Origin of the sequence: Paenibacillus sp. S-38 (assembly GCF_049942825.1) — a bacterium.
Lineage (GTDB): Bacteria > Bacillota > Bacilli > Paenibacillales > NBRC-103111 > Paenibacillus_G.
Genome location: NZ_CP187970.1, coordinates 2,427,077 through 2,452,227, shown reverse-complemented (window position 1 = coordinate 2,452,227; position 25,151 = coordinate 2,427,077). Strand labels below are relative to the sequence as shown.

At 56.2% G+C, this 25,151-nt stretch carries 25 protein-coding genes; 5 read left to right on the top strand and 20 right to left on the bottom strand.

Going from position 1 to position 25,151, the window contains the following annotated elements:
• Positions 1 to 68: 68 nt before the first annotated feature.
• From ACP26L_RS11400 to ACP26L_RS11380, 5 genes are all read right to left on the bottom strand, one after another.
• A complete protein-coding gene (locus ACP26L_RS11400) occupies positions 69 to 323 on the bottom strand; it encodes an alpha/beta hydrolase fold domain-containing protein (protein ID WP_426452634.1) in 255 nt (84 codons plus the stop codon).
• Positions 299 to 502 carry a hypothetical protein gene (locus ACP26L_RS11395; protein WP_426452633.1) on the bottom strand — a complete coding sequence of 68 codons (204 nt, stop codon included), beginning with the start codon at positions 500 to 502 and terminating at the stop codon, positions 299 to 301. The genes ACP26L_RS11400 and ACP26L_RS11395 overlap by 25 nt, the downstream gene beginning before the upstream one ends.
• A gap of 279 nt (positions 503 to 781) precedes the next feature.
• On the bottom strand, positions 782 to 991 hold the full coding sequence (locus tag ACP26L_RS11390; RefSeq protein ID WP_426452632.1) for a hypothetical protein: 210 nt from the start codon (positions 989 to 991) through the stop codon (positions 782 to 784).
• Positions 992 to 1,089: 98 nt separating this feature from the next.
• Positions 1,090 to 1,647, bottom strand: a complete 558-nt coding sequence (locus tag ACP26L_RS11385; protein ID WP_426452631.1) for an NADAR family protein — start codon at positions 1,645 to 1,647, stop codon at positions 1,090 to 1,092.
• 36 nt (positions 1,648 to 1,683) lie between these two features.
• Entirely contained in the window at positions 1,684 to 2,451 is a 768-nt protein-coding gene (locus ACP26L_RS11380) for an isocitrate lyase/PEP mutase family protein (RefSeq protein ID WP_426452630.1), read from the bottom strand.
• A gap of 198 nt (positions 2,452 to 2,649) precedes the next feature.
• On the opposite strand from ACP26L_RS11380, the gene ACP26L_RS11375 reads away from it, so the two are divergent.
• Positions 2,650 to 2,985 carry an alpha/beta hydrolase gene (locus ACP26L_RS11375; RefSeq protein ID WP_426454905.1) on the top strand — a complete coding sequence of 112 codons (336 nt, stop codon included), beginning with the start codon at positions 2,650 to 2,652 and terminating at the stop codon, positions 2,983 to 2,985.
• Positions 2,912 to 3,229 (top strand): alpha/beta hydrolase, encoded by a 318-nt coding sequence (locus ACP26L_RS11370; RefSeq protein WP_426452629.1) that lies wholly within the window; start codon positions 2,912 to 2,914, stop codon positions 3,227 to 3,229. The genes ACP26L_RS11375 and ACP26L_RS11370 overlap by 74 nt, the downstream gene beginning before the upstream one ends.
• A gap of 183 nt (positions 3,230 to 3,412) precedes the next feature.
• On the opposite strand, the gene ACP26L_RS11365 is transcribed toward ACP26L_RS11370, so the two are convergent.
• From ACP26L_RS11365 to ACP26L_RS11355, 3 genes are all read right to left on the bottom strand, one after another.
• A complete protein-coding gene (locus ACP26L_RS11365; protein ID WP_426452628.1) occupies positions 3,413 to 3,853 on the bottom strand; it encodes an SRPBCC family protein in 441 nt (146 codons plus the stop codon).
• Positions 3,846 to 4,358 (bottom strand): MerR family transcriptional regulator, encoded by a 513-nt coding sequence (locus ACP26L_RS11360; RefSeq protein WP_426452627.1) that lies wholly within the window; start codon positions 4,356 to 4,358, stop codon positions 3,846 to 3,848. The genes ACP26L_RS11365 and ACP26L_RS11360 overlap by 8 nt, the downstream gene beginning before the upstream one ends.
• Before the next feature lie 524 nt (positions 4,359 to 4,882).
• Positions 4,883 to 5,893 (bottom strand): AraC family transcriptional regulator, encoded by a 1,011-nt coding sequence (locus ACP26L_RS11355; protein WP_426452626.1) that lies wholly within the window; start codon positions 5,891 to 5,893, stop codon positions 4,883 to 4,885.
• A 114-nt stretch (positions 5,894 to 6,007) separates the two neighbouring features.
• Between ACP26L_RS11355 and ACP26L_RS11350 the strand changes: the two genes are divergently transcribed.
• Positions 6,008 to 6,589 (top strand): NAD(P)H-dependent oxidoreductase, encoded by a 582-nt coding sequence (locus tag ACP26L_RS11350; RefSeq protein ID WP_426452625.1) that lies wholly within the window; start codon positions 6,008 to 6,010, stop codon positions 6,587 to 6,589.
• A gap of 135 nt (positions 6,590 to 6,724) precedes the next feature.
• Here the strand turns inward: ACP26L_RS11350 and kdgT are convergent, their stop codons facing one another.
• The 3 genes from kdgT to ACP26L_RS11335 all read right to left on the bottom strand — a co-directional run bounded on the left by kdgT (position 6,725) and on the right by ACP26L_RS11335 (position 11,258).
• Positions 6,725 to 7,729, bottom strand: a complete 1,005-nt coding sequence (kdgT, locus tag ACP26L_RS11345) for a 2-keto-3-deoxygluconate transporter (RefSeq protein WP_426452624.1) — start codon at positions 7,727 to 7,729, stop codon at positions 6,725 to 6,727.
• A gap of 61 nt (positions 7,730 to 7,790) precedes the next feature.
• Complete coding sequence (locus tag ACP26L_RS11340) at positions 7,791 to 8,804, bottom strand: tripartite tricarboxylate transporter substrate binding protein (protein WP_426452623.1); 1,014 nt, start codon at positions 8,802 to 8,804, stop codon at positions 7,791 to 7,793.
• 126 nt (positions 8,805 to 8,930) lie between these two features.
• Entirely contained in the window at positions 8,931 to 11,258 is a 2,328-nt protein-coding gene (locus ACP26L_RS11335; RefSeq protein WP_426452622.1) for a helix-turn-helix domain-containing protein, read from the bottom strand.
• Positions 11,259 to 11,473: 215 nt separating this feature from the next.
• On the opposite strand from ACP26L_RS11335, the gene ACP26L_RS11330 reads away from it, so the two are divergent.
• Positions 11,474 to 12,337: an S-layer homology domain-containing protein gene (locus ACP26L_RS11330; protein WP_426452621.1), complete on the top strand. Its 864-nt coding sequence runs from the start codon at positions 11,474 to 11,476 to the stop codon at positions 12,335 to 12,337.
• A 16-nt stretch (positions 12,338 to 12,353) separates the two neighbouring features.
• The gene (locus ACP26L_RS11325) at positions 12,354 to 14,078 is read left to right on the top strand and encodes a S41 family peptidase (protein ID WP_426452620.1); all 1,725 of its coding nucleotides are present in this window, start codon (positions 12,354 to 12,356) and stop codon (positions 14,076 to 14,078) included.
• A 143-nt stretch (positions 14,079 to 14,221) separates the two neighbouring features.
• On the opposite strand, the gene ACP26L_RS11320 is transcribed toward ACP26L_RS11325, so the two are convergent.
• The 9 genes from ACP26L_RS11320 to ACP26L_RS11280 all read right to left on the bottom strand — a co-directional run bounded on the left by ACP26L_RS11320 (position 14,222) and on the right by ACP26L_RS11280 (position 25,134).
• Positions 14,222 to 14,470 carry a hypothetical protein gene (locus ACP26L_RS11320; RefSeq protein WP_426452619.1) on the bottom strand — a complete coding sequence of 83 codons (249 nt, stop codon included), beginning with the start codon at positions 14,468 to 14,470 and terminating at the stop codon, positions 14,222 to 14,224.
• A 535-nt stretch (positions 14,471 to 15,005) separates the two neighbouring features.
• Entirely contained in the window at positions 15,006 to 15,935 is a 930-nt protein-coding gene (cyoE, locus tag ACP26L_RS11315; protein ID WP_426452618.1) for a heme o synthase, read from the bottom strand.
• A gap of 163 nt (positions 15,936 to 16,098) precedes the next feature.
• The gene (locus ACP26L_RS11310) at positions 16,099 to 16,740 is read right to left on the bottom strand and encodes an NAD(P)-dependent oxidoreductase (protein WP_426452617.1); all 642 of its coding nucleotides are present in this window, start codon (positions 16,738 to 16,740) and stop codon (positions 16,099 to 16,101) included.
• Between the two features lie 231 nt (positions 16,741 to 16,971).
• Entirely contained in the window at positions 16,972 to 17,826 is an 855-nt protein-coding gene (locus tag ACP26L_RS11305) for an ATP-dependent DNA ligase (RefSeq protein WP_426452616.1), read from the bottom strand.
• Positions 17,827 to 17,955: 129 nt separating this feature from the next.
• The gene (locus ACP26L_RS11300; RefSeq protein ID WP_426452615.1) at positions 17,956 to 18,960 is read right to left on the bottom strand and encodes a LacI family DNA-binding transcriptional regulator; all 1,005 of its coding nucleotides are present in this window, start codon (positions 18,958 to 18,960) and stop codon (positions 17,956 to 17,958) included.
• 287 nt (positions 18,961 to 19,247) lie between these two features.
• Positions 19,248 to 20,219, bottom strand: a complete 972-nt coding sequence (locus ACP26L_RS11295; protein WP_426452614.1) for an ABC transporter permease subunit — start codon at positions 20,217 to 20,219, stop codon at positions 19,248 to 19,250.
• The gene (locus tag ACP26L_RS11290) at positions 20,216 to 21,784 is read right to left on the bottom strand and encodes a sugar ABC transporter ATP-binding protein (protein ID WP_426452613.1); all 1,569 of its coding nucleotides are present in this window, start codon (positions 21,782 to 21,784) and stop codon (positions 20,216 to 20,218) included. Before ACP26L_RS11290 ends, ACP26L_RS11295 begins: the two co-directional genes overlap by 4 nt.
• A gap of 91 nt (positions 21,785 to 21,875) precedes the next feature.
• Positions 21,876 to 22,856 carry an ABC transporter substrate-binding protein gene (locus ACP26L_RS11285; RefSeq protein ID WP_426452612.1) on the bottom strand — a complete coding sequence of 327 codons (981 nt, stop codon included), beginning with the start codon at positions 22,854 to 22,856 and terminating at the stop codon, positions 21,876 to 21,878.
• 1,201 nt (positions 22,857 to 24,057) lie between these two features.
• The gene (locus tag ACP26L_RS11280; protein WP_426452611.1) at positions 24,058 to 25,134 is read right to left on the bottom strand and encodes an NAD(P)-dependent alcohol dehydrogenase; all 1,077 of its coding nucleotides are present in this window, start codon (positions 25,132 to 25,134) and stop codon (positions 24,058 to 24,060) included.
• Positions 25,135 to 25,151: the final 17 nt, after the last annotated feature.

The following is a 25,151-nucleotide window of genomic DNA, read 5'->3' as shown; positions in this document are numbered from 1 at the left end:
CACCAACAGGGCAGGTTTCCACCTCCTTTCCGGAGGGAAACCTGCCCTGTCTCTATCTGTCTGTATTGCTATGTGGCTATAGGCATTGCTGTGATGCCCTGCTTATTCGGCAAGCCCGCCAAGCATGGCTGCGATCTCATCCATGCAGTCCTCGGCCTGCGGATAGCCCTGTGCTTGTCGAAGAAGGCGTCATCCATTCCTCTGTATCGGATCAGCCGGGTGCACACCCCGGCTTCTGCCAGACGGGCGGCATATGTCTCCCCTTCCAGACGGAGCATATCGTATTCTGCCGTCACGATCAGGGTCTCCGGCAGCCTCTCCACCGACTCCTGCAGCAGTGGAGAGACAGCGGATTCGCCGGATCGTGCCCCTGCAGATACAGGGCGTTGAACAGCTGCCCCGCCCCCCGCAGCGCTTCCAATCCAGGGAGAATATACTCCTTATCGGCGCTCGGGCATATCTTTTTGCGCTCCGTTATGCTTCGCATAAAGGTCTCTTTCAAAAAGATATCTCCTCGCTCATAACAAGCGAACAAAACCAATAAATGATCTGAAGAAATTCCCCCTTCCGTCTGGAAGCTTCGGGGTAAGTCTTCATAAGCAGCACAAAATAGCAGCGGCAGCCGGAGGGATGGATTCAACCCCCGTCTGCCGCTGTCCTGGCTGCAGGCTTTGCTGTTTTTAGACAGAGCAGCAGGCATTCTTGCTTTTGCCGCACAATTTTATATGGATTTCGTTGGGATGGTGCATGTTCAACTTGGATGACGGTTGCCGTAACTGTTCTACGGGCCGATGATACCGATATGGTTGTTAAAGTCATCCAGAAGCCACAGTCCCTGCTCTTTCTTCAGAACGAAGGTATCCGTAATCTCCTTTTCTTTCTCATTTGTGGTAATAACCCGCACCTTCACGTTCTTCTTTGTAGGGCTCAGCCCACATATGCTTACAATTTCGTAGCTCTGAATCTCACCATACCACCATCTATCGTTCATCAGTTTACCGTGGCTGGAAGCTGCCCCTTTCATGAAATAGGGAGCATCTGCCATTCGGCAAACTACTCCCTGTTTATGCGCTATCGCATCCCGTTTACTTAAGCCTCACTGCTAATCAAACGATCACGGACTTCTGTCAATGCGAATCCAAGCCAATTTTTTCCCGGCCATAACATGGGGTTAAGTGCATTGGGATGATCTTTAGCAAGCCCAATCCCCCATATCTTGTCAACAGGACTCGCCTCAACAAAGATCCGGTTTCTACAGCTTTTCATGAAGCTCCAAAGGCTGTTGTTTTGACTGAACTTAGCCAGATTTCCTTTTCGCACTATATCGTAACAACGGCTTTCCCAGATCTCATTGTCAAACCCTTTAACGGCCCGTCCATAAGCCTTCATCTCTTTGGGATCTTTTGCATTCATAATGGCTTCAACCATTCGATCGTCCCTGAAAAGTCTCGCTTTTTCAGCCATCATATACTGTTCGGCACAGCTATATTGTTCGCCTTCCACAACAAAGCGGCTTTCCCACCACTGACTAAAGCAGCTGGCATTCATGCTGCCATCAGCTGCAGGCGTATGGCCCCAGAAGAAAAGAAACTGTATTTCCTCCCCAGCTTGATAAGCATGCCGCAGTTCTTTAATTGAATAGTACATCCCAGGCCCTCACTCTCTGCACTTTATTGGATTTGGTTATTCGAATAGGAGGGAGGCACTACGAGATTCAAGCATTTCTACCGCACATTGCTCCAGTAATGCAACCATTTTACGGTATAAGGATCCTCCTAAACTTAGTCGTCTAACCCCCAGTTTCTGCAGCTGGATCCAATCGGTAAGGCCGGGAAGCGCCATTACATTGAGTGGTGCAGTGGTGCTGGATGCGATGGTTTTGATTTCTTCTTCATTCTTCAGCCCGGGTACGAAAATCCCGGATGCTCCGCTATCCACATATTCTTTCATCCGAATCATGGTTTCGTTGAGCGGATTCAGATTCAGAAGATAGGCATCGATCCTTGCGTTGATAAAAAAATGGTCGAAACCGTTCTTATCTAAGGCCGCTCTTATTTTGGTAAGTAGATGGCATTGTTCCGAGAGCGGCTTCAGTCCTGTGGCACCTTTCATGGAATCTTCGATGTTGATTCCGGAAACCCCTAGATTCGCCACCTTCAGTACATTGCTGACAATCGTCTCATCGTTATGGCCATAGCCTGACTCTATATCCGCTGTGACGGGAATCTGTACATGATCAACAATTCGCTGAATCACAGAAAGCTGCAGTTCGAAATCGATCGCTTCCCCGTCCGCGTACCCCAGACTTTCGGCTATCCCCCAACTCGTTGTACCGATCGCTTTGAACCCCGCTTTTTCGAGCATACGTGCAGAAGTTAAATCCCATGCGTTTCCCAACACGAGCAGTTCGTCCGATTCGTGCAGCTTTTGAAACAGCTCCCTTGTACTCATATTCTTTTCCTCCCAGATGTATCGTTTAGGCCCCCATACTCCCCCAAATAATACCACATCATGGAACGGTCCATACCGACGTTTTTTCGGGAAGTACAACAGAAGGAACTACAACGTGAAGGCACTCTCTACTAGAGCGGTTGCTCTCGTACTGTGTTGAATTCCTTTGGGGTGACCGCGTTCGTACTCAAACACAGAATGCCGGGCGACGGCCATGGACAATCGCTCGATGTTCCTTTGCAGGATGGGCAAAGAGCCGTTAGGCTTGTGCGGAGCATGGCCTCCCACTATGGGATCCATCCGGATAAGGTAGGAGTGATGGGATTCTCTGCGGGCGATCATCTCGCCTCGACTCTGGGCACCTGCTACGACAGAATCGTGTATGAGCCTATTGATTCGGTGGATCGTATTAGTGCCAGACCCGATTTTCTCGTATTAGGTTATCCCTGCATTTCTTGCGATGGATGGGACCAGAACGACGGACGAGACCGCTCCCCCCCCCCCCCCGCTTATGGAAGTGTTAAAGAAATATAGTACCGGTAAGTTGGTTACAAGGGATACGCCCACAACTTTTATTATGGTTGCAGATGATGATACCGTAACTCCGGCAGAACATAGCGTCAACTTCTATCTTGCACTGCGACAAGCACGCGTCTCAGCGGAACTGCATGCGTATAGGGCGGGAAGACACGGTTTTGGCATGGGGAAAACCAAAGGACCCGTGCAAAGCTGGACGGACGCATGTAAAAGTTGGTTAGATACCGTGACTGCTACATAGGTTCATTGCAACGGAAATGAGACCTTGCCGGACGGTATGCCGCTACCGAAGCTTCCTAGTCTGCTGAATCTACAATAAGAAAAAAGACGCAGCCTATTTTTAAAAACGACTTGGCTGCGCCTTTTTGTGCTGCCTTTTTGGCTTTTAAACCGGCCTGGATATTCGATTCTTAAGCTAGGTCGTTCATTGGCCGTCCAGGGCCTCTCCGAGCCGTTCCAACAACACTCTAGTTCCGTGTTCACGCTGTTCAGGCGTATCGAGACCGTCCAGAAAAACGCCCTGCTCGGTATAGATCAAGCGCGTGCCGTCGCCCACGGACTCGAATTCCACCGTCGTTACGGAGACAGACATCCGCTTGTCTTCCATATCCAGCGTGTATGAGTATACAATGCGCCTATTCTGAACAATCTCCTGATAGCAAGCATCAAATATGTAAACCGGTCCCCCAGGCGGACCACCGCGATTGAATTCGCGTCCACCGACGCGGAAGTCGAACTCGTCGGCTTTGGGAAACCAGCTGGCTTTGCCTGTCTGACCTGCCCATGCAGCGAATACGCGGGCAGGAGAATGGTTATAGTTTCGTTCAATGACAAATGTGGAATGCTTGGCAGATCTTTCAGTCACAGTCGAAGCCTCCTTCTTGTCCGGGTTCATCCGGATGCTCGTCTAAATATTCCCCAAGGCGGTCGAGGTGGAGATCCATACTCGATTTTCGCTCGGCGAAAAACTTCTCATGATTCATTCTCATCGTTCGCATGATGTTCATACAATGCTCAACGGTAAACGGTTCGTTCCTTTGCATCCGCGTCGATATACTCTCAAGCTCGTGCAAGAGTTTCTGCTGCATGCGGATATTTTCTTTCAGGCGGTCTATTTGAATAGCAACAATGTCTGACAAGCTGAGTTGATCTCCGACCATAACGGCTTTAATCTGCTCTAGCGACACCCCGAGCTCCTTTAAGGACAAGATTTGCTGCAGGCGTGAAATGTCCTTTTCGGTGTAGAGTCTGTAGCCGGACGGCGAATGGCCGGATGGTGAAAACAAGCCGATCCCGTCGTAAAAACGCAAAGTTCGTATTGTGACTCCCGCCATTTTTGCAAGTTCTCCGACTTTCCACCGTCGTTCCATGATCAGCCCCTTTCTTGATCGCTAGCATTTCACCGGTAACTTCACTATAAACCGTTACGTTACGTAATGGTCAAGAAATCATAAGAATTTTTTTCCAATGCCGCTTGTTCACGTATAACTTGCCTTCAGAAAGAGGGCGTCGCTAAGCGCCAGGAATCTCTCTTTGTGCTGATGCGAACGAGTTGAGATAACCAGTCTCCCATATATCCTATACCGGACGGACCCAATCAGCACTAGAGTCACGAGCAGCTTGATCAAGATCCAGTAATGCTTGAAGAGCCCTCCAATTCGCCCCAAGGGTGTCAATAATTTTCCAAATAGACCAGGAGGATGGTCTCCTGGCATTCGTATTCCGTCTCATTCCCCAAGAAAAAGACAGCTAAAAGACGCACCGATACATAAACCTATCGGGCGCCTTATCATTAGCTGTATTTTATTTTCCAGTTTCCACCTTCACATCTGCGTCGAAGCCCCGGCACCGTTCCTGGCCGCTGCCGCGGCTTTTCTTCCCGTCGGCTCTTCCGTTATGCCGTTCCCTTCGCCCGGTACTGCCCCGGCGTAACCCCCGTCCATTTCTTGAAGGCGTTCTGGAAGGCGCTCGGCTCGGAGAAATGCAGCAGATAAGCGATATCCCCGACGGAATATCCCGGCTGCTTCAAGTAGCCTAACGCCAGTTCCTTGCGGAGGGCGGCCGACAGCTCGTTATACGACGTATCCTCTTCTTTTAACTTGCTCTGCAGCGTCCGCGCGCTCATGCCGAAGGAATCCGCCGTCTCCTGCAGCGTTGGAAAGTGAACCGGCATGCATTTCATCATCCAATGATATACCCGGTCAGAGAAGGTGTTTCCCTGCAGCAGCCGGTTCCGCGCTTCGTCCGCGATCGACTCGAACATCCCGCGCAGCTTCGGGTCCGAGTAGAGGATGGGATAATCCATCACCTCGCGGCTCATCCGCAGCACCGTCTCGGCTTGACCGAACCGGGGCTCTACTCCGAAGACCTGCAGGTAAGGAGCCGTATCAGCCGGTGCCTCGTGCATAAACTCCACCCCGGTCAGCGGTACTCGCCGGTGGCTCAGCCTGCCGATCAGATGATAGATCGAAGAGGCCATATCCTCCATGCAGTGGCGGGATAGCCGGCCCTTCGGGTCATCGGAGAACAGCCGGAGCAGCACGTGCTCCCCCTCCTCCTTCCAATCCAGGTTAAAGCCGCTGCACAGAATGACATTATACCGCCGGTAGGCTGACAGCGCGTCAGCTACCTTCCCCGAGTGCATCATCACATAGCCCAGAATTCCCATATCCATCACATCCATCAGCCGGCCCTGGTGCAGTCCAAAATAATCATCCTGCGTATACTCCACGGCTGCGATATTCAGCCGCTCCAATTCCTCTGCCGGGATGCGGGCTTCCACATCCTGCAGCAGGCTGTAATCGAAGGATGCATAGCGGCAGAAGCACTCCGGGTCGAACCCCTTATGGACGATCGTCTTCATCACCGGGTATACCATGGAGATCGCCATCGTCTGGCTGCTCACGTCCACTCCTCCTTTTGCGTGATTAAGCAGGTTCGCTGCGCCTCAGATCATTGGTTCCTTTGGCCAAAGGCCCTATGATGAGTATAACGCACCGAAACGAAGGGGAGAACCGAAATGACAACGAAAATTCTAGTAATCACAGGACATTCCGACCCGCAGAGCTTCTGCACTGCCCTGTCTCAAGCATATAAGGACGGAGCTGCAGGCCGCAGCGCCGAGGTCAGGGAGATCGATCTCAGCCGGATCACATTCGATCCCGTGCTGAAGTACGGGTACCGCCAAAGAACCGAGCTGGAGCCCGATCTGCAGGAAGCCCAAGAGCTCATCCGCTGGGCCGATCATCTTGTGATCGTCTATCCCACCTGGTGGGGGGCAATGCCCGCGGTGCTCAAGGGATTCATCGACCGGATCTTCCTTCCCGGCTTCGCCTTCCAGTACCGGAAGAACTCCGTGCTGTGGGATAAACTCCTCACCGGCAAAACCGCGCGGCTCATCGTCACGATGGATACGCCCCCTTGGTACAACCGCTGGATCTACGGACACGCCGGGCACAACGTCATGAAGCGCAATATCCTGCACTTCTGCGGTATCAAGCCGGTGCGCATCACCGAGATTACGCCGATCAAATCTTCGACGGCGGAGCAGCGCGCCGGGTATCTGGAGCGGGTGAGGCGGCTCGGCGCCAAGCTGGCATAGCGCCAGGAAAGCCGGCCGGCAATCCAGGGCAGGCCGCCTGCCGATCACCCATACCACAGAAAAACAGCCCGATCCTCCCGATCGGACTGTCCAAAGAACGTCTGCAAACCTTCGCTTCGTTGGCCACTGTGCCTCTTACACCGTTCGCTCCTGCCCAGAGCCAGAGCCTACGTTCTGTGCCTGACTTACCTTCCGTCTCTTCATCCCTTCCGCCCAGTAAGCCGTCAGAATCGGCACAATGATGGAGGTGACGATGACGCAAGCCGCGACTAAAGCGGTTGCAGACTGCGCCGCGGGCATGAACTCCGGCTTCATGTTCGCAATAATCATCGGATTGGCAACCGCCGCGCCTGCCGTACTGGAAGCCGCAAGACCGGCTGTGCCGTTCCCGCCGCCGATCCACTTGTCGGCCAGGATCAGCGGGATGCCCGTGATCACGATGACCGCCGCACCCAGCAGAATCCCCAGGAAGCCGGTCTGCAGAATGACGCCGAGGTCGATGGAGTTCCCCAGCGCGAAGCCGAAGAAGGGAATCATCGTATGGGTCGCCTTGCCGAAAAATTCCCGCAGGTCGTGATCCAGGTTGCCCAGGATGAAGCCGATCAGGAACGGCAGGACCGCGCCGACGAACAGATGCGGCTCGAAGGAGGCCAGCCCCGTGGTGCCGAGGATCAGCATCGTTACGAGCGGGCCGGATTCGAGAGACATGAGCACGAAGGCCCCTGCCTCTTCCTTGGTGCCGTACTGCTGCATGATCGAGGCGTACAGGCCGCCGTTGGTCATGTCCATCGCAGCGATCAGCGCCAGCACCGAGAGCCCCGCGAAGAAGCCCGACTGGATCCCGCCTTCCGGCAGGAATTGTCCGGCAATGAGCGCGACGATCCAGGCCACGGCAATCTTGGTGAGCACCAGCGTCCCCGACTTGCGCAGCACCGTGCCGGTGGCCCTAACGTCGATGCCGGCTCCCATACAGAAGAACCAGACCGCCAGGATCGGCACGGTTCCGGTCATGAGACCGTTCGTGAAGGAACCGAAATACTTGCCCGAATCGGGCCAAAAGGTGTGTACTACCGCCCCGATGAACAGCGGTACGAGCATCATGCCGCCGGGGATTTTATCCAAAGCTTTCTTGATAGCCATCTGACATCACCACTTTCTTCCTCAGTAGCATATTTCGCTGCTGGTTCCGGGAAGGCCCGGCTTATCTCCGGCTTAATCCCAGCTCCGGGATCAGCTTGGCGAAGGCATCGTGGCTGGTCTTCATCTGCTCCCGGAAGCCTTCGCCGTCCCGGACAAGCAGCCCGAGCCCGTTATCTTCCATGTACCTGCCGAATTCTTCTTCTCCCGCCGCCTTCATGAACGCATCCGCCAGCACCGCTGTCACTTCATCCGTCGTATCCTTCGGCACGGCAAGCCCTCTCCATGTACCGGTGAACTGGACGCTGAGACCCGTGGCCTCCTTCAATGTCGGCACACCGGGCAGCGCTCCGGACGGCTGCTCCGCATTCACCGCGAGCATGCGCAGCTTCCCCTGCTCCACATAGGTCTTCACTTCCGCCGGGCTTACCGGCACCGCGTCGACGAAGCCGCTTATCAGCGCGGATACGGCGGGCCCGGCTCCTTCGAACGGAATATGGCTGAACTTGACCCCCGTGCCCTTCTCCAAGGTGGCCGCCGCCAGATGCCAGATGCTGCCGGTTCCCGCGTTGCCCATCTTCACCTTCCCTGGATGCGCTTTCGCAAAATCGAGAAACTCCGCCGCCGTAGTCCACGGCGCTTCCGCCCTCACGGTAATGGCCGACGGGTCCAGATTCGTCTGGGCGATCGGCTTGAAGTCCTCGTAGGTGACCGGCAGCAGTCCCAGATGCGGCAGCGTCGTCAGCTCCGCCACGAGATAGGTGACCGTGTATCCGTCCGCTTTGGCCCCCGCGCCTTCCATCAGCCCGATGGAGCCGCCGCCGCCCGTCCGGTTGACTACCGTGATCGGCTGGGGAAGATGCTTCTCCGCCGCCTTGGCCAGCGCCCTGGCCGTCAGGTCCGTCCCGCCTCCGGCGGCATACGGGACGATCAGGGTGATCGATTTCCTGGGAAATGCCTCCGTCCCGCTCCCCGTTCCTTTCGCCGGAAGCCACTCTCCCGTGCAGGCTGTCAGCAGCAGAAGGAGTGAAGCGGCAGCGCCGGCCCTCCGCAGGCAGCGGCTCGATCGTCTTGTCATCACGTTCATGCCTCTCTTCTATAGTAGGATGTGCCCTATCACCTCCCGAGGTTATGGATGGTTAACAATTCACCACAGCATAACGGGAGTGTAACGCATACCGGCCCATCGGCCAATCGTTCAATCTTACGGAAGATCCTCCGATATGCCGGAGGGGCGGGGTTTCGGCTGATCTGCATACCCGCCGGAAGATTTGGTGCCTTCCCGGTACCTGCCCGGCGTAATGGATTTAACCCTGCGGAACGTACGGATGAAGCTGTTCTCATTCTGGTAGCCGACCCTCTGGGCGATGTCGGCGATCTTCATCGGGGTCTCCTCCAGCAGCCGGCAGGCCTTGTCGATTCGAAGGTGCGTCAAATAGTCGTAGATCGTGCTCCCCGTCTCTTCCTTGAACATGCCGCTCACGGACGACACCCCCATCCCCACACTGTCCGCGATATCCTGCAGTCCGATATTGCGGTCCAGGTGGGCCGCCATATAGTCCTGCATCCGCTGCACGAGCTGGTATTCCCTCGTCTGTCTCCGGCTGCCGAGACCTTCGGCCACAGCCGTCAAGCTGTGTTCGAGCAGGTCCGCGATCTCTTCAAGCGCCAGGGCGGCGCCCTGGCCCGGGGTATAATCGGCGAGCCCGGCCGGAGGAACCAGCCCGTGAAGAGCAGCGGTTCTCAGCAGCTCCTCCACGAGCGCATCGACCTCCTTGTATACGCAGGAGGGTCTCGTTCCGCGCACCCGGAAGGCCTCCGCCCAGCTCCGGGCCCACTCCCCCCATGACCGGCTGCCTCCAGCCGCCAACGCGCCGAGCTCATCCGCCGGCCCTGCGTCCCCATGACCGGCCGGCTCGTCCTTCGCGATGAGGTCCATCGCCTCCGAGTAGACCTGGATGCTGCCGTACCCGGCATAGAGCCGGTACGATAACGCCTCTCTTGCTTCCGATAAGGAGCGGGCCGCCTGGGTGACCACCGGTACGGCGGTCCCGATGCCGAACGACACCGACATATTCAAATACTGCGAGAGCGCTTCCCGAAGCCGTCCAGCTTCGTGCTGCAGCGCCTCGGTACCGCCCTCCGACTCCGCATTCCTCGGCTGCAGCAGCAGGACGGCCCCATCCGGCCCATTCCCTATACATACCGCTCTCCAGGCAGGCTCCAGGGCCTCGAAGAGAATATTGTTCATGGCATACTTCAGCAGCATCCGGTCCTCTACCGGATAACGTGAAGCCCACTCCCCGTACCGGTCGACGGATACGACGATCACCGTCAAGTCGCCGTTGCTCCAGTCCTGAAAATACTGCTCCCACTTGGCCTGCGCCTCCCGGGCGCCGAGACTTCGGTCCAGCAGATCCTCAAGAAACTTGGCCCGCAGCTCCGGCAGGCTCTGCCGGGCGACCATCGACTCCCTGTGCCAGTCCTCCACCAACTTGCCGATGACCGGTTCGAGGTCATATAGATCTCCCTGTGCGGCCGGGTCTCTTTGCACCGGATGCAGCAGCTTCTGAATCCGCTTCAAGGGACGGAAGGCCGCGTAGTTATAGGAATACACGGCCGCGCAGCCCACCGTGATGGAGAGCAGGGAGAGCAGCAGCATCATATCGCGGGCGAGCTTGGCATTCTTCAGCAGTTTCTCCATGGGCACGAGGGAGATCATCCTCCAGCCCGTCACGTCGGAGAAGGTCTGGTTGGCCATATACTCCTGCCCGTCCGCCTTCACATAGGCGAAGGGCCGGACATCGAGTCCTCCGGTCACGGCCTGCATCTCGGAGAGCGGTATCGGCATATTCAGCTTGGGGTAGATCAGATCCCCATCCAGATTGTAAACATACAGATAGTTTGTGGATGGGGTATACATCTTGGAGAACAGCCGGTCATAGTCCAGATTGACGATCACGGCCCCGGTGACCTGCCCATTCTGACGGACCGCCCTCGCTAAGCTGAGGAGCTCGGTCCGTCCCGCACCCGCCGGGCCGTCCGTAGTTCTGCGTTTCACGAGCAGGGGTTTGTCATTCAACTCCTGGAGCCAGGAGTCCCACGGCTCCCCTGCACTCCAGAGGGCTTGAAACCCGTCCAGACTCGAGACGCGGGAGCGGCCTTCCCTGGCCAGCACCTCGATCGAATGAAGATCCGGCTTCTCGGCAAGAGCCAGCAGGTAAGCCTGAAGAGAAGCCGACCGGGCTCCCCGTTCCGAAGCATCCGCCCCGATGAAGCCGAGTGCAGACTCCTGGTAAGACAGATCGACGGCCTTATTGTCCGCTTCCCGGAACGCCCGGTTGGTCACATCCAGATTGATCTGGAGCAGCTCCACATTCGGAGTATTGAGCTCCGTATCCAGCACGCGGCGGTACTGGGCATAGGAGAACAAACCGATCGCTCCGATGCATACCGAAATGCAGAGAGCGAGCAGCAGGATCAGCCTTGTTCTTTTGTTCGCTAGTATATAGTGGAACCGGATTCGAAGCATTCTTCCGCCCCCCTTCTTCTGCCTCTCTGGCAGAATTTCTCTCTTATTCTATTTATTCTGATCTGGTTGAAGGGGGAAGTCAAGAAATGGGAATACAGAACCACAAGACCTGCAACATACGACCTATATGTTCGCAGAATAATGTCGAACAACTCTATGATTCGGGCCTATCCCCTGATATAATAGCTTGGAAATGCTAGCCAAGGAGGCCTATCTTGTTGAAACGTTATCCCTTTTGTCTCAGTTTACTCCTCGCCGTTTCCTTGACCGCACAGGCGGGTGCGGCCGCACTTCTGCCGCCGGAGGCCCAGCAATCCTATGCTCGGACAGAGCTTCAGGAGCTGGCTGACCGCGGCGTGCTGGGTGACGAGCTTCTGGCCCGGCCCCAGGAGGCGATCAGCCGCGCAGACTTCATCGGGGTGCTCGTCAGAGCGCTGGCTCTTGATGTGAGCTCCCCGCCAGAGGTGCCAACCTTCACCGATGTGCCGGATGACCACCCGTCCTATCCATACATCGAAGCTGCCGCGAAGGCCGGCCTCGTCCAAGGCGTCGGAAGCGGTCTCTTCGGAAGCGGACTGCCGCTGAACAGGGAAAGCATGGTGGTCCTGTATGTCCGCGCCCTGGGTCTGCCGGTCGGCGGCAAGGGCGACCTGCTGACGTTCACGGACAAGGACGCCATCTCCCCGTGGGCGCGCGATGCGGTTGGCGCCGCGGTGGAATACGGTCTGATCTCCGGCTTCCCGAACCATGAATTCCAGCCTCAGGGTACGACGACGCTTGAACAGGCCGCTTCCGTCACCGCACGGTATATCCGGGCGGAAGATGCGGCTGCACAGGACAAGGAACAGAAAGAGCCGAAGAAACCGGAGCCGGCACCGGTTCAGCCGGGCCCTGACGACAGCAGCCCCTCCTCAGGCGGCAGCGGCGGTTCCAGTTCCGGTTCGTCTTCATCCGATGGTAAAGGCAGTTCAGATTCCGCCTCGGACCACGATGACGATGATGATGAAACCGATGACTCGGCATCGGCACCTGTACCGTCTCCAGAGACACAGGACGTCGAAATTATTCAAATCTATTAAAGGAGTCCCCTTACTTATGACAGCAAGACGTGTGCACTCCCTGCTATTATCCGCTTTCCTTGCCGGCAGCCTGCTGCTTGGGGCGGCTGCTCACCCTGCTCCAGCAGCGGCTGAAGACGAAACCTCGGTCTGTGCTTCGGCCGGAGAAGAGACCGTTTCTTCGAATGTGTATGACGGCAGCATCGCCCCGGTGCCGCAGAGCGATCTCGAGATGGTGCGCATGTGCCTGCAGAATAACTATCTGTATGAAGTGCCCGCCGATATCCTGGAGATGGACTCCATCAAAGACATGATCGCCGCGGTGCAGGGGCGTTTCGGCGAGCCCTATACGCGATACATGACAGCAGCAGAGTATGAGGACTACCTGGGTCGCATCAACCGGGAGTACGGAGGAATCGGCGCTTTCATTCAAGGCGTCTCCGAGGGACTGGTCATTACGGATGTGTATCCGGACACACCTGCCCAGGAAGCCGGTCTGCTGGTTGGCGATTTCATCAAGGCTATCGATGGGAACCTCCTTGCCGGTATGCCCGAATCGGAAGCGGCAGCCCTCCTAAGAGGCGAGCCGGGAAGTGTCGTGTATCTATCCGTTCAACGGGACGACCGAACCATTGAAATTCCGGTAACCCGGGAATTCATCGATCTGCCCGTAGTAACGGGTACCCTGCTCGATGGCCATATCGGATATATCCGGTTAATAACGATGGCGGATGATACAACGGAACAGTTTCTCGCTGCAGCAGACAGCCTGGCCCAGGAGAACACCGACAGCTACATCATTGATCTTCGGGGGAATACCGGAGGATTGGTACTGCCCGCCCTCGAGATCGCAGACTTGCTGCTGCCTCCCGGCAGTGGAATGATTCAATTGAGCACCAGGCAGGATGGGAACACTTTGGAATCGGCCTCCGGTCCCCTTTGGAATCCCGGCAAGCCTGTCTTCCTGCTGGTCGACCGTCTTACTGCAAGCGCAGCCGAGCTTCTGACTTCCGCTCTCCAGGAGAATCAGGCGGTTTATACCCTTGGAGAAACCACGTTCGGCAAAGGAGTCAGTCAACTGCATATCCCGCTTCCCGAAGGCGGCGTACTGATTCTCACGGATATGGAATTTCTCGGTGGTGTCAGCGGTGAGAGCTATAATCACATCGGCCTGAAGCCCGACTTGTCCCTGGCTTCCCTGCCTGCGGAGGATTGGCTGCGGATCGCCGCCATGCTCATTCACCCCGAAGCAGGCACGAAGGACGGCGACCTCCGGCTCCGACTGGATGGTCAGGAGCTCATGCTCTCCGGAGAGGTCCTCCGGCAGGAGCAGAACACGGCCGCCTTCCGCCATCTGCTCCAGAGAGCGGAGCCCGGCTCAGTGGAGATAAGAAGCAAAGAGGCCTGGATTCAGGCAGGCGAGGCCGCACTGGAGCAGCTTTGGCCGCTCTACTACCCAGGGTTCAAGGATATGGGAACCATGGGCCAGGTGCCGCTCGACAAGACGTTCCATGTCGTCTTCTCACAGAGCATGAACCCGGATTCCGTGACAGCGGACCGCGTTCGGCTGGTTGAGCAGGAAACGGGCCATGAGGTACCCGTCGCGGTCAGCTGGAGCCGGACGGACGAGCTGCATGTCGTTCCTGCTGAGGCCCTGAAGGCAGGAACAGCGTACTGGCTGGCGATCCAGCCCCCGATGCAGTCCGCCCAAGGGAACCCGCTGAAGAGCGGCGCCGTTCTTGAAGTAACCACGGTGGAGTAGCTCCCTTACTCAGTCAGTCCAAATACCCCCATTTCCCGTCAGGCGGTGTGAGCTTCTCACTCCGGCCTTTTGGGAAATGGGGGTTATTTGGTTAAACGCCTGCTCTATCACTGCGGTGTCCAACTTAAACGGTGTAGGCCAACTTACAGCAGGTTATAGAATAATACCGCTCCGGCGATAACCGCACCGATCATGACAGGGAGAGTCACCCTTTGGTTCAGAAGGCTGACTTTGGTGCTGAGCTTAGCCAGCAGGTAATCCACGAACCCGAGCCCTACAGAAATGAGGAGAATCCAGATCAACCCGTTCGGACCGTAGAACATTTCGTATTTGCTGATGAAGACCATAAAGATGAGAAATAACTGCCAGTGGATGAGATACTTGACGTCCATGCTTCTCTCCCCCTCACCATCAACCTTATTATACCAGTTTATTGCCCGGAAACTCTCCACGCCATATCCATTCCCTCTCTAATCTACTCCGCTCTACCGGGACCGCTGAGAGGCAGCAGGCCTCTCTACTTCAACCTGATCTGGTAGGAGCCCTATCTCACCGCCGTCCATACGAGGACAGAGGTGCGAGTAGTACGCCTACCGGACGGATGGCCTCAGCTGCAGCGGCTGCATGCGGAGCTGATCCGCTATGTGTCTCGGGCGGCAGCGATCCGCGACCTACAGTTCGCGCCGAAGGTATGCGCTCAGCCTCCGCATCCGGTGACCGATCGTTTCAGCACGGCGCCCCAACGTTCGTTTTACAGTAGGAAGTGTGGTATCTTATCGGGCTGTTTTCCAGCATTACCCTGTTGATAACGCACCGGACTTCCGCTATTTTCATCAATTGAATAATAAAAAAATACCGCCCTATAGGCGGTATCTCGGTTGAAAGCAAGGGTTGTCCCCTTACGGGATGAGTCTGCTCAGCTATGCCTTAGAACAGCGGCTTAATCAACGAATAGCCGATGATGATGGACAGCAGGATCGTAATGTGGTTCAGCGAGAAGATGAACATCGCCTTGGCCCAGCCGCCGGGCTGCATGCGCCGGTAGCCGACAAGACTGAGGATAAACCAGCTCAAGCTGAGCACAGCCGCCGTCACGGCAATAAACGGACTGAACGGCCAGAACAGAATACTGGACACCAGCAGCGCCGCGAGGTAGAAATTCGTCTGCAGATAGGTGCGGTGGAGTCCTTTGACTACCGGAAGCATCGGAACATTGGCCGCGCGGTACTCTTCGGTCCGGCGGATCGCGATGGCATAGAAGTGCGGCATCTGCCAGACGAGCATCAGCACGAACAGCGCGGCGATCCCCCAGTGCATCATATCCGGTGTAATGGCGGCCCAGCCGATCAGCGGCGGCGTGGCCCCCGAGAGGCTGCCCACCTCGGTATTATAGACCGTGCGGCGCTTGGTCCACATCGTATAAGGGACCACATACAGGAACAATCCCAGGAAGCCGAAGAGCGCGGCCAGCGGAGTAGCTAGATATAGTATGATCAATCCGGCGGCAGCCATTCCGATGCCGATCGACAAGCCCGTGCCTGTGCCGATCCGCCCTGTAACCGTAGGCCGCTGCTTGGTGCGTTCCATAATGATATCGATATCCCTGTCGTAGAGATTATTGAACGCACCTGCCGAGCCGATGACCAGTGTCGATCCGACAAATGCCAATGCGATCTCTATAACCTTATCGAAGAACGGGATGTCCAGAACAAACAGCGCCATACTGAGCCCCGCGAACATTGCGATCAGATTGGATTTGATAATGCCGATCTTGATGGTATCGAACAGTACCTTCGTGAACGGAATGGCCGCGAGGTCATAGCCCGCACCAAGTTGATTTCCTTTTAACGTGCGCATGAATCAAACACGCCCTCCCTGCTCTCTTTGTTCCTCTATCTTATCACATTATCGCCCTCAAATTGCGATTCATCCGCAAACCATCATCATTCTGTCATAATCCTGTGGCAAAACGGTTAAAACAAAGAAAGCCACCCTATATAGGATGGCCATAACTTAGAGGTTATTCCGCTTCCGAAACCACGGTAAACCGTTCCTGGAGGTGCTGGGGATTCTCCACCTCATCCAGAATCGCTACCGCATAATCGGCATAGCTTACATAGCTGTCTCCTTTTTCGTTGACCATCAAATGGTCCTTGCCCTTCCGGTAAGCTCCCGTGCGCTTGCCCTCCGGGTTGAAGAAGGCCGCCGGGCTGACGAAGGTCCACCGAAGCTCTTTCTCCTGCTGCAGATCCTCAAGGTTCCGGCCTTGGTTGGATGCCGTGGCGAAGTATTCCTTGGGGAACTGTGGCGTGTCCATCAGCCTGGTCGTCTTCGCTTCATCCACATAGAGGCTGCCCGCTCCCCCGACAACGATCAGGCGGGTGCCGGGTGCGCCTTTCAGCGCTTCGATGAGCGCTCGGCCCGCTTCCACGTGAAGGTGCTCCTGCCCGGGTGCGGCACCGAACGCATTGACTACAACGTCGAAGCCCTGCAGATCGCCCGAAGTCAGATCGAAGATATCCTTCTCCAAGATGGATGCCTGCAGTCCCTGTGCTTTCGATGCATTTCTGACGATGGCGGTCACTTCGTGTCCGCGGCTCACCGCTTCCTTGGCAATGACGGTACCCGCTTTACCTGCCGCTCCGATAATTCCGATGTTCATATCAAAACCTTCTTTCCGCATTGGTGTAACTAACATTGCTACATGTAACTATATTAGTTACATGTAGTGCTTTTGTCAACCCTTTTTCGCTCCCTATGATCGATTATCGTTAAAATGCGCGGTACGACAAAAAAAGCCGGGGGATCATGCGATCATGTCCCGCGGCTGTGCAGCGTGATGGTGCCTGTCTTTCCTTCCTGCAGGGTCCTTCCTCCCGGCCTCCCCTTGTCTTTATAGGCAGAACTGCACGAATACCGGGGAGCGGAGCATGCCAGCCCGGGTCCAGCTTTGCATTTTCACCTTAGCCTTCAGCTTCGGTTCCAGGTACACGAACTCCCCGTCTTCGCCGGTTGTGAGCTGCTCTCTTACGCCGTCGAAAGCCGACCGGATCTTCGGGGTCACGCCAAGCTCGATCAAGCCGGCAGGATTCAGCTTCCCTCCCGGCCCCGCAGCGGCGGCCAGCCACCCGAATCCTTCTTTCTTATAGCCGGTAAGATACACCTCCGCGTACTGCCAGTTGGTAATCTTCAGCCAGGCTTCGGACCGGCGGCCGACATAGACGGAATCCAACCGCTTGGCCACGATGCCTTCGAGCCGCCTTGCCGCAATCTGCTCGAAGAGCAGCTCGCCCTCCTTCGGTACAACCGGCACCTTGGCCATATACGGATTGCCGAAGTCGATCCCGGCCAGGATTTCCTTGCGCCGGTACAGCGGCAGGCCCCGCAGGTCCGCTCCGTGATAGCGCAGCACGTCGAACACTATGTAGTTGACCGGCCGCTCGGCGGCAGCCCGGCGCACTTCGTCCGGCTTCCGCAGCGCCAAGCGGTCCATCACGGCCTCAGAGTCGATCGCGCCGGAAGCGTCCGTGACCGCCACCTCCCCGTCAAGGACAATGTCGTCCAGAGGGATCGGACCCAGCTCCGGATACTGGAAGGTGCAGTCATGGTGATAACGCGTATACAGCCGCGTCTGCCCTCCTTGGCGGGACAGAACAAGACGGTGGCCGTCGATTTTCGGTTCGAACAAATATTGGTCATTCGAGAATGGATGCTTCGCCGTCTCGGGCAGCATCGGAGAGATAAACACGGTTCAAAACCACCTCATTACCGAGTATATAGCGGCAGACACCCGCCGAGTATCGGTAAATTATCCCGCAGGGCATGCCACGGCGATGCATAAAAAGAAAAAGCACCTCCTTTCCTTCAGGAAGGGGTGCTATATGGAGTCCCGCCGGACCAAGACGCTCGGCAGCAGGAGTTCCTTCGATTTTCTTTTTGGTGAAGCAATACGCTCCAGCAGCAGCTCGGCCGCCTTCTCCCCGATCTCGTAGGCGGGCTGCCGGATCACCGTCAGCGGCGGTGTAATGACTTCCGTCCATTCATAATCGTCGTAGCCCAGAATCCCGAAGTCCTGCGGAATGCGGATCCCGTGTTCCTTCAAATAACTGGTCGCTCCCAGACATAAGGTGTTGTTGGCGGCAAAGAGAGCCGTCATCCGCTGCTGCTCGAACAGCTCTGCCGTCATCCGGTAGCCTGTCTTCCAGGTGGTGTCGTAGGTTCTGCGCGTAAGCTCCTCATCATAAGGCAGGCCGTGATCCTTCAGCGCCTGGACATACGCCTGGTACCGCAGGCTCGTCGAGGAGATGTCGAGCCCCCCGGAGAGAAAGCCGATCCGCCGGTGCCCCTTCTCGATCAGAAGCTTCATGCCCTCGTAGCTGCTCCGGAACCCGTCCGCGATCACGCAGTCACTCTCGAACCTGGAGGGCTTCCGGTCGATATACACCACGGGATAGCTGCCGAAGGGGGGCGACTCCTGTTCTTTGCCGAAGCCGCTCGTCGGAGCGAGGATCAATCCCTCAATATGCTGGGAGTTGAACACTTTGATCCGTTCGATCTCCTCTTCCGGGCTTTCCATCGAGTTGCTCAATAACAAATGGTAGCCGCTCTTTTTGAGGACGCTCTCAATTCCACTCGCAATCGCCATAAAATACTGGTGCGTGGAATCGTTTTTCTTGATCGGAACGATCAGTCCGATAATATTCGAGCGCTGGCGCCGCAAAGAGCGGGCCGCCGGATGGGGCAGATAGTTCAGCTCCTGCATGGCATCGTTTACTTTTTGTTTGACTTCATTCGACACATACCTTGTATTGTTGATGACGTGGGATACGGTTGCCGTCGACACCCCGGCGAGACTCGCCACATCCTTGATTTTAGCACCCATTTCGTTTCCCTCTCGATTATCCGTCTTCCCTGATGATGGATTGATGATAATCCTAATCATACCGCCGCCTCCCCGAATCTTCAAGTGGCCGTCCCCGTATAAGATAAACGGCTTGGCCGTCCTTTATGGACGATGAGCGTTGATTAAAAATATAAGATTACGGGATCGAGCCTTCGAGAGATATAAATTCTTAGATTTGAAAAAAAGGCATTAGAGCGGGTCTAATGCCTTCGTCATATCTCTATGAACCCCCGCTCCGCTTGCCTCCGAGCGCTGATCCGGCTTCGTTAATTGCGGAGTTTATCCAGCAGCACGGCAATCACGATCACGAGCCCCTTCACGATCAGCTGCCAGTAGTAGTCGACATTGAGAAGGGTCAACCCATTGCCGAGCACCGCCATGATCAACACGCCGATAATGGTGCCCTGAATGCGCCCGATCCCGCCCACAAAGCTCGTGCCGCCGAGGATGACGGCCGCAATCGCATCGAGCTCGAAGCTGATCCCCGCATTGGGCTGTCCGGAGATGACCCGGCCGGCCATGACCACGCCTGCAATGCCCGCCATCAGACCGCTGAGGGAATACACGTGAATCAGTGTCCGTTCCACCTTGATACCGGTTAAGCGGGCCGCCTCCTCATTGCCTCCGATGGCGTATACGTGGCGCCCGAACATCGTGTACTTCAGTACAAAGAACATCGCGATATACACCACGGCCATGATATAGATCGGGGTGGGAATTCCCAGCAGGGTGCCGGCACCGAAAAAGATAAACAGCTTATTCTGAAGCACGACAGGCAGCCCGCTGCTGATGACGAAGGCGATGCCCCGCAGATAGGTCATGCTCCCCAGCGTGACCACGAAGGACGGCAGCTTCGCCACGGCCGTCAAATAGCCGTTAATCGCTCCAGCTACGTAGCCTACAACAGCTCCGGCTGCCATCGCAGTGACGGGGTGCACTCCGCTGTTGGACAGCATCACGGAGATCACTCCCGCCAGGGCCAGCGTGGCGCCTACCGACAGATCGATGCCTCCCGTCAGAATGACGAGAGTCATGCCCGCTGCCAGGATTGCCGTAATGGAGGACTGCTTCAGGATGTTCAGCATATTGCTCGCCTCTGTAAAGTAAGGAGCGAACAATGCCAGCACCAGGCACAGCAGAACCAGGATGATCAGCATGCCGAGCTGATTCCATAGGGGAATCATTTTCTTCCTTAACGAGATGGATGGACTTGCGGTAACCTGCGTATTCATGCTCATGGCCTGCTCTCCCCCGTTGCATAATACATAATCTTCTCCTGCGTCGCTTCCCCGCGGGATAATTCCGCCTTGATTCTTCCCTCATGCATCACCAGAATCCGGTCACTGACACCGAGGATCTCCGGCAGCTCGGAAGAAACCATGAGAACGGCCAGCCCCTTCTCGGCCAATTGGCAGATGATCTTGTGAATCTCCGTCTTGGCTCCCACGTCGACTCCCCTTGTCGGCTCATCGAGCAGCAGCACCTTCGGCCCGATCGACAGCCACCTGGCAATGACGACCTTCTGCTGATTCCCGCCGCTCAGCCCCATGACATTCTGTGCCGACGTCGCCGTCTTCACACCGAGCTCCCGGATGTACTGCTCCACCTCGGCATCCATCTCTTTGAATCTGAGCATCCCGCCCTTGCGGTAGTGGTGCATCCGGTTCATGATAATGTTCTCCTTCACCGAGAGGTTCGGGAACAAGCCCTGCTCCTTTCGGCTCTCCGGAACATGGGCGATGCCGAGTCCGATGGCGTCCAGCGGCGAAGCAATATGCACCTGCTGCCCGTCCAGCAGAATTTGGCCGCTGCCCAACCGGCTCACGCCGAAGATCGTCCGAAGCAGCTCCGTTCGGCCGGCCCCCACGAGTCCTGCCAGCCCAACGATCTCGCCGGGGTACAGCTTAAGCGACACGTTCCTCACGATGCTGCGGTCCGACACCTCTTTCAATTCGAGCACCGGCTTGCCGTCGCGGCGGGAGGAAGGAGAGTCCTGCACGGTCTCCTTCCGGAACAAATGATGCAGCTCCCTTCCCACCATGAGCTTCACCAGGTGATTCGGGTTGGTCTCCTTGATCGGCAGACTGGCAATGTACTGCCCGTCTCTCATCACCGTGCAGCGGTCGGAAATCTGGAAGATCTCCTCCATACGGTGCGAGATGTACACGATGGCCACGCCTTTTCGCTTCAAATCTTCAATAATCACAAACAGCTTGTCGATTTCCTTATCCGTCAAAGAAGCCGTCGGTTCATCCATGATCAGAATTTCGGAATTAAAGGACAGTGCTCTCGCGATCTCCACAATCTGCTGCTGGGCGACGCTCAGACTGGACACCTTCATTCTCGATTTCAGCGTGGACCCGATCGACTGCAGCACCTCCTCGGCCTTCTCATGAATCTCATTCCACTTGATAAGACCGAACCGATTCTTCGGAAACCGGGTTCCCATGAAAATATTCTCTCCGATCGTCAGGTTCGGCGACAGGCTGATTTCCTGATGAATGACGCTGATCCCCCTGAATCTTGCTTCTAGCGGACCGTTCCAGGCAACCTCGGCACCCTTGTAGACGATCCTGCCGGAATCGGGGCGGTGGATGCCCGACATGATCTTCATTAGAGTCGATTTGCCCGCTCCGTTCTCGCCCATCAGCGCATGGACCTCGCCCTTGTACAGCGTCAGGTCAATTCCCCGCAGGACCTGTACGCCTGAAAAGGATTTGCTGATTCCCTGCATCTGCAGCACCGCCAGACGCATATTCTTTCCATCCTGCAGCATCACTTCCGGTTCCCGCACTACGGTCATGCCGCCACACTCCTCTCCGTTCTTGCCGCATCTTTGGCCGCAGCGGCCGGTGATGTCTCGGGGGACACCACCCATGCTCCTGACTTACCGGTTACCAGCCCCGGTACTGTTCCACATTCTCCTGCGTAATCAACTCCACCGGAATGAGCACCTGGGCATCAAGGGTCTTGCCTTCCTTGAGCTGAAGGCCAAGTTCGACAGCCTTGATCACCATCTCGTTAGGAAATTGGGCGGAGGTGGCTGCGAAAGCTTTCTTTTCTTTGAGGGCGGTTACCGCATCCGGAGCCCCGTCCACCCCGACGATGAAGAATTCGCTGTCCCGGCCGGCCTGCTCGGCTGCGATCTTGATACCCACGCCTTCCGGATCGTTGATGGCAAATACGGCATCGATCTTCTTGTTTGCCTGCAGAATGTTCTCCATGACGGACAGCGCCTTCTCCCGGTTGCCTTCGCCGTTCTGCTTCGCGATCACCTTGATGTCCGGATACTTCTTCATCACTTCTTCGAAGCCCTTGATGCGATCCGTTACCGCCGAGACGGGAGGACCGTCCATAATGACGATGTTCCCTTTGCCGTTCAGCCGCTTGGCGAGGTATTCGCCCGCCAGGGTGCCGGCCATCACATTGTCGGACATGACGACCGTTTGGATTCCGCCTTCAGCGAATCCGTCGACCGCGATAACCGGGATGTTCGCCGCTTTGGCCTGTCCTACGGCTGCAGCAATGCCCTTGGAATCAAACGGGCTGAGAAGAATCAAGTCGACCTTCTTCGTAATGAAATCCTCAATCTGTGCGGTTTGCTTGGCCAAATCCTGGTCGGCGCTTACGGTAATCACTTCAGCGTTGAATTTGGATGCCGCCTGCTGGGCGCCCTTGGACATCGCGACGAAGAACGGGTTGCTGAGCGTCGGTACGGTCAGACCGATCCGGATTTTCTTGGCCGAGGGATCCTTGGCGCTGCCGCTTGAGGCAGGCTCGGTGCCTGCACCGGAGGCGCAGGCCGACAGGATGATGAAGCAGATCAGGGACATGATCATAGCGATAGGCTTGGTTACCGTTTTCATTGGTTTCATTGGTTTTCCTCCCGAAGGTAATCTGTTTTCTTTGTTTGTGCAGCTGACCACCGATTGGTTGAACTGTGTGATTAGGGCAATGAATGAAGCTCGGCAGCACCTCCTTTCCAGCAGGATTAGGCGAAAGCGATTGCAATTAGTTAATCGATTACGTAAGAGCAGAACGAAAGAGAAAGTACACGTTGGGTGTAGATGTGGTTAATCTATTGCGCAAGGAGCAGAAACTAATGGATACACTATGGATGCACATGGGATGAACAAGCGGTTAATCGTTTGTGTATGAGCTAAGCGAAAGGATGCAAGTTTGGTGCATATGAAGTTTTTGTTTGGGCCAAGCGAATGGACGCAAGTTGGCCTTGCAGGCGGTTAGATCGATACGGTAATACGATAGGATGCACATTGGATTAGCAGGCTGCCAAGCGATTACGTATGGGCTAAAACTCTATGCGGAAGCGAAAGGATGCATGCTGGTTACATTGCGGTTAATCGATTACGTTTGAGCCAGACAAAAGGATAGGATTCCATTGGAAATAGGCATCCAGTTAATCGATTACGTATGGACTAAGTGAAAGGATGCACGCTGCGCGTTCATGCAGTTAATCGCTTGCGTATAGGTCAAGCGAAAGGAAACCCGCTGCGCTAACATGTGGTTAATCGATTACGTATGGACCAAACCAAGGGCTGAAAGTTGGATACCTATGCAGTTAGTCGATTAGCCCGCAAACAAACTTAGGCTTGTGAACAACCAATAATCCAAGGGTCCGCAGGTACCTCTTCCGCTTGCCAGTTCATAATCGAATGACTGACTTAGTTAATCGATTACGTTTGCTTGCTAATGATATGTAATCGTATTCATTCACCGCTGTTTGCATTATATGTCCTAATAATTGGATATGTCAATCCCTATTTTAGAATTATTCCCCATCACCTAACCCGTTAGCCCTCTCTTCCTCATGATAAATTCCTCTGACTTGGGTTGAGGGGTCACCAGGCCGGCCGGAGGCTCAAGCATCCGCGGAACCGAAAAACGGGAAAGCCCATGGCTTTCCCGCGGAGTTCATTCGCCCCTCTACTCCACTCACTGCCAAGTCCTGCAGCTTCTCCGTTTCGGGTGGTCGAAGAAGCGTAAGGACGAGGGGATGACCGATCCCGGTACGGGCAGCTGCAGGATGCTTGGCGGCCCGACTCCGGCCTTCCGGCCCTAGAGCAGACCGTTCGGATAGACGACCACCTTCAGGCATTCGCTCTTGTGATTCAGCGCCCGCTCCATCGCTTCCTGCGTCTGCTCCAGCATGAAGCGGTCCGTGATCAGGCTCTTCGCATCGACGATGCCCGACGACAGGAAGCGGATCCCCTTCGGATACGTATTCGCATAGCGGAAGATCCCGTAGATATCGACTTCGTTGTCCGCGATAAACGGTACGTTGAGCGGGATCTCATCCTGCGCGGGGAGTCCGACGATCGCAAGCTTCCCGCCCCGGCGGAGCGACCCCAGCGCGGACTGCAGCGCCTTCGGATTGCCGGCCGTCTCCCAGGCGACGTCGACGCCCCGGCCGCCCGTGAACTCCTTGACCGCTTGCAGCGGATCCTGCTCGCGGATGTTAACGGCATGGGTGGCGCCGAGCCGCTTCGCCGCATCGAGCCGCAGCGGCTCCAGGTCGGTCACGATGATCTCGGCCGCCCCGTATGCCTTGGCTGCCGCCACAGCCATGAGACCGACCGGCCCCATGCCCATGATGGCGACGGTCGAGCCCGGCTGAAGCCCCGTACGGGCCGCCGCATGGATGCCGACCGAGAACGGCTCCACCAGTGCGGCCTCTTCGTAGGAAAGGCTGTCCGGGATTGGGAAGAGGAAGTCCTCACGGATTTTGATATACTGCACGAAAGCCCCGTCATAGGGAGGCGTCGCCAGGAACTCGACATCGGGACATAGATTGTACCGGCCTGCCTTGCAGGCTTCGCAGCGTCCGCAGGTGACGCCCGGTTCGACGGCCACACGGTCTCCTACTTCAAACCGGCTTACCGCAGACCCCACCGCCGCAACGTCGCCGGCGCATTCGTGCCCGAGGATGAAGGGCCCCTCCACGACATACGGGCCGATCCGGCCGTGCGTATAATAGTGCAGATCGGAGCCGCAGATGCCTACTGCCATGACTTTGACCAGCACCTCGTGCGGCCCGATCTCCGGAACGGGCATCTCTTCGATCACGATCGACCGCGTACGGTGCATCACCGCTGCCCTCATTGTCTTCGGAAGCTCATGCTCTGCCATCTTCATCCCAACCTCTCCATGGT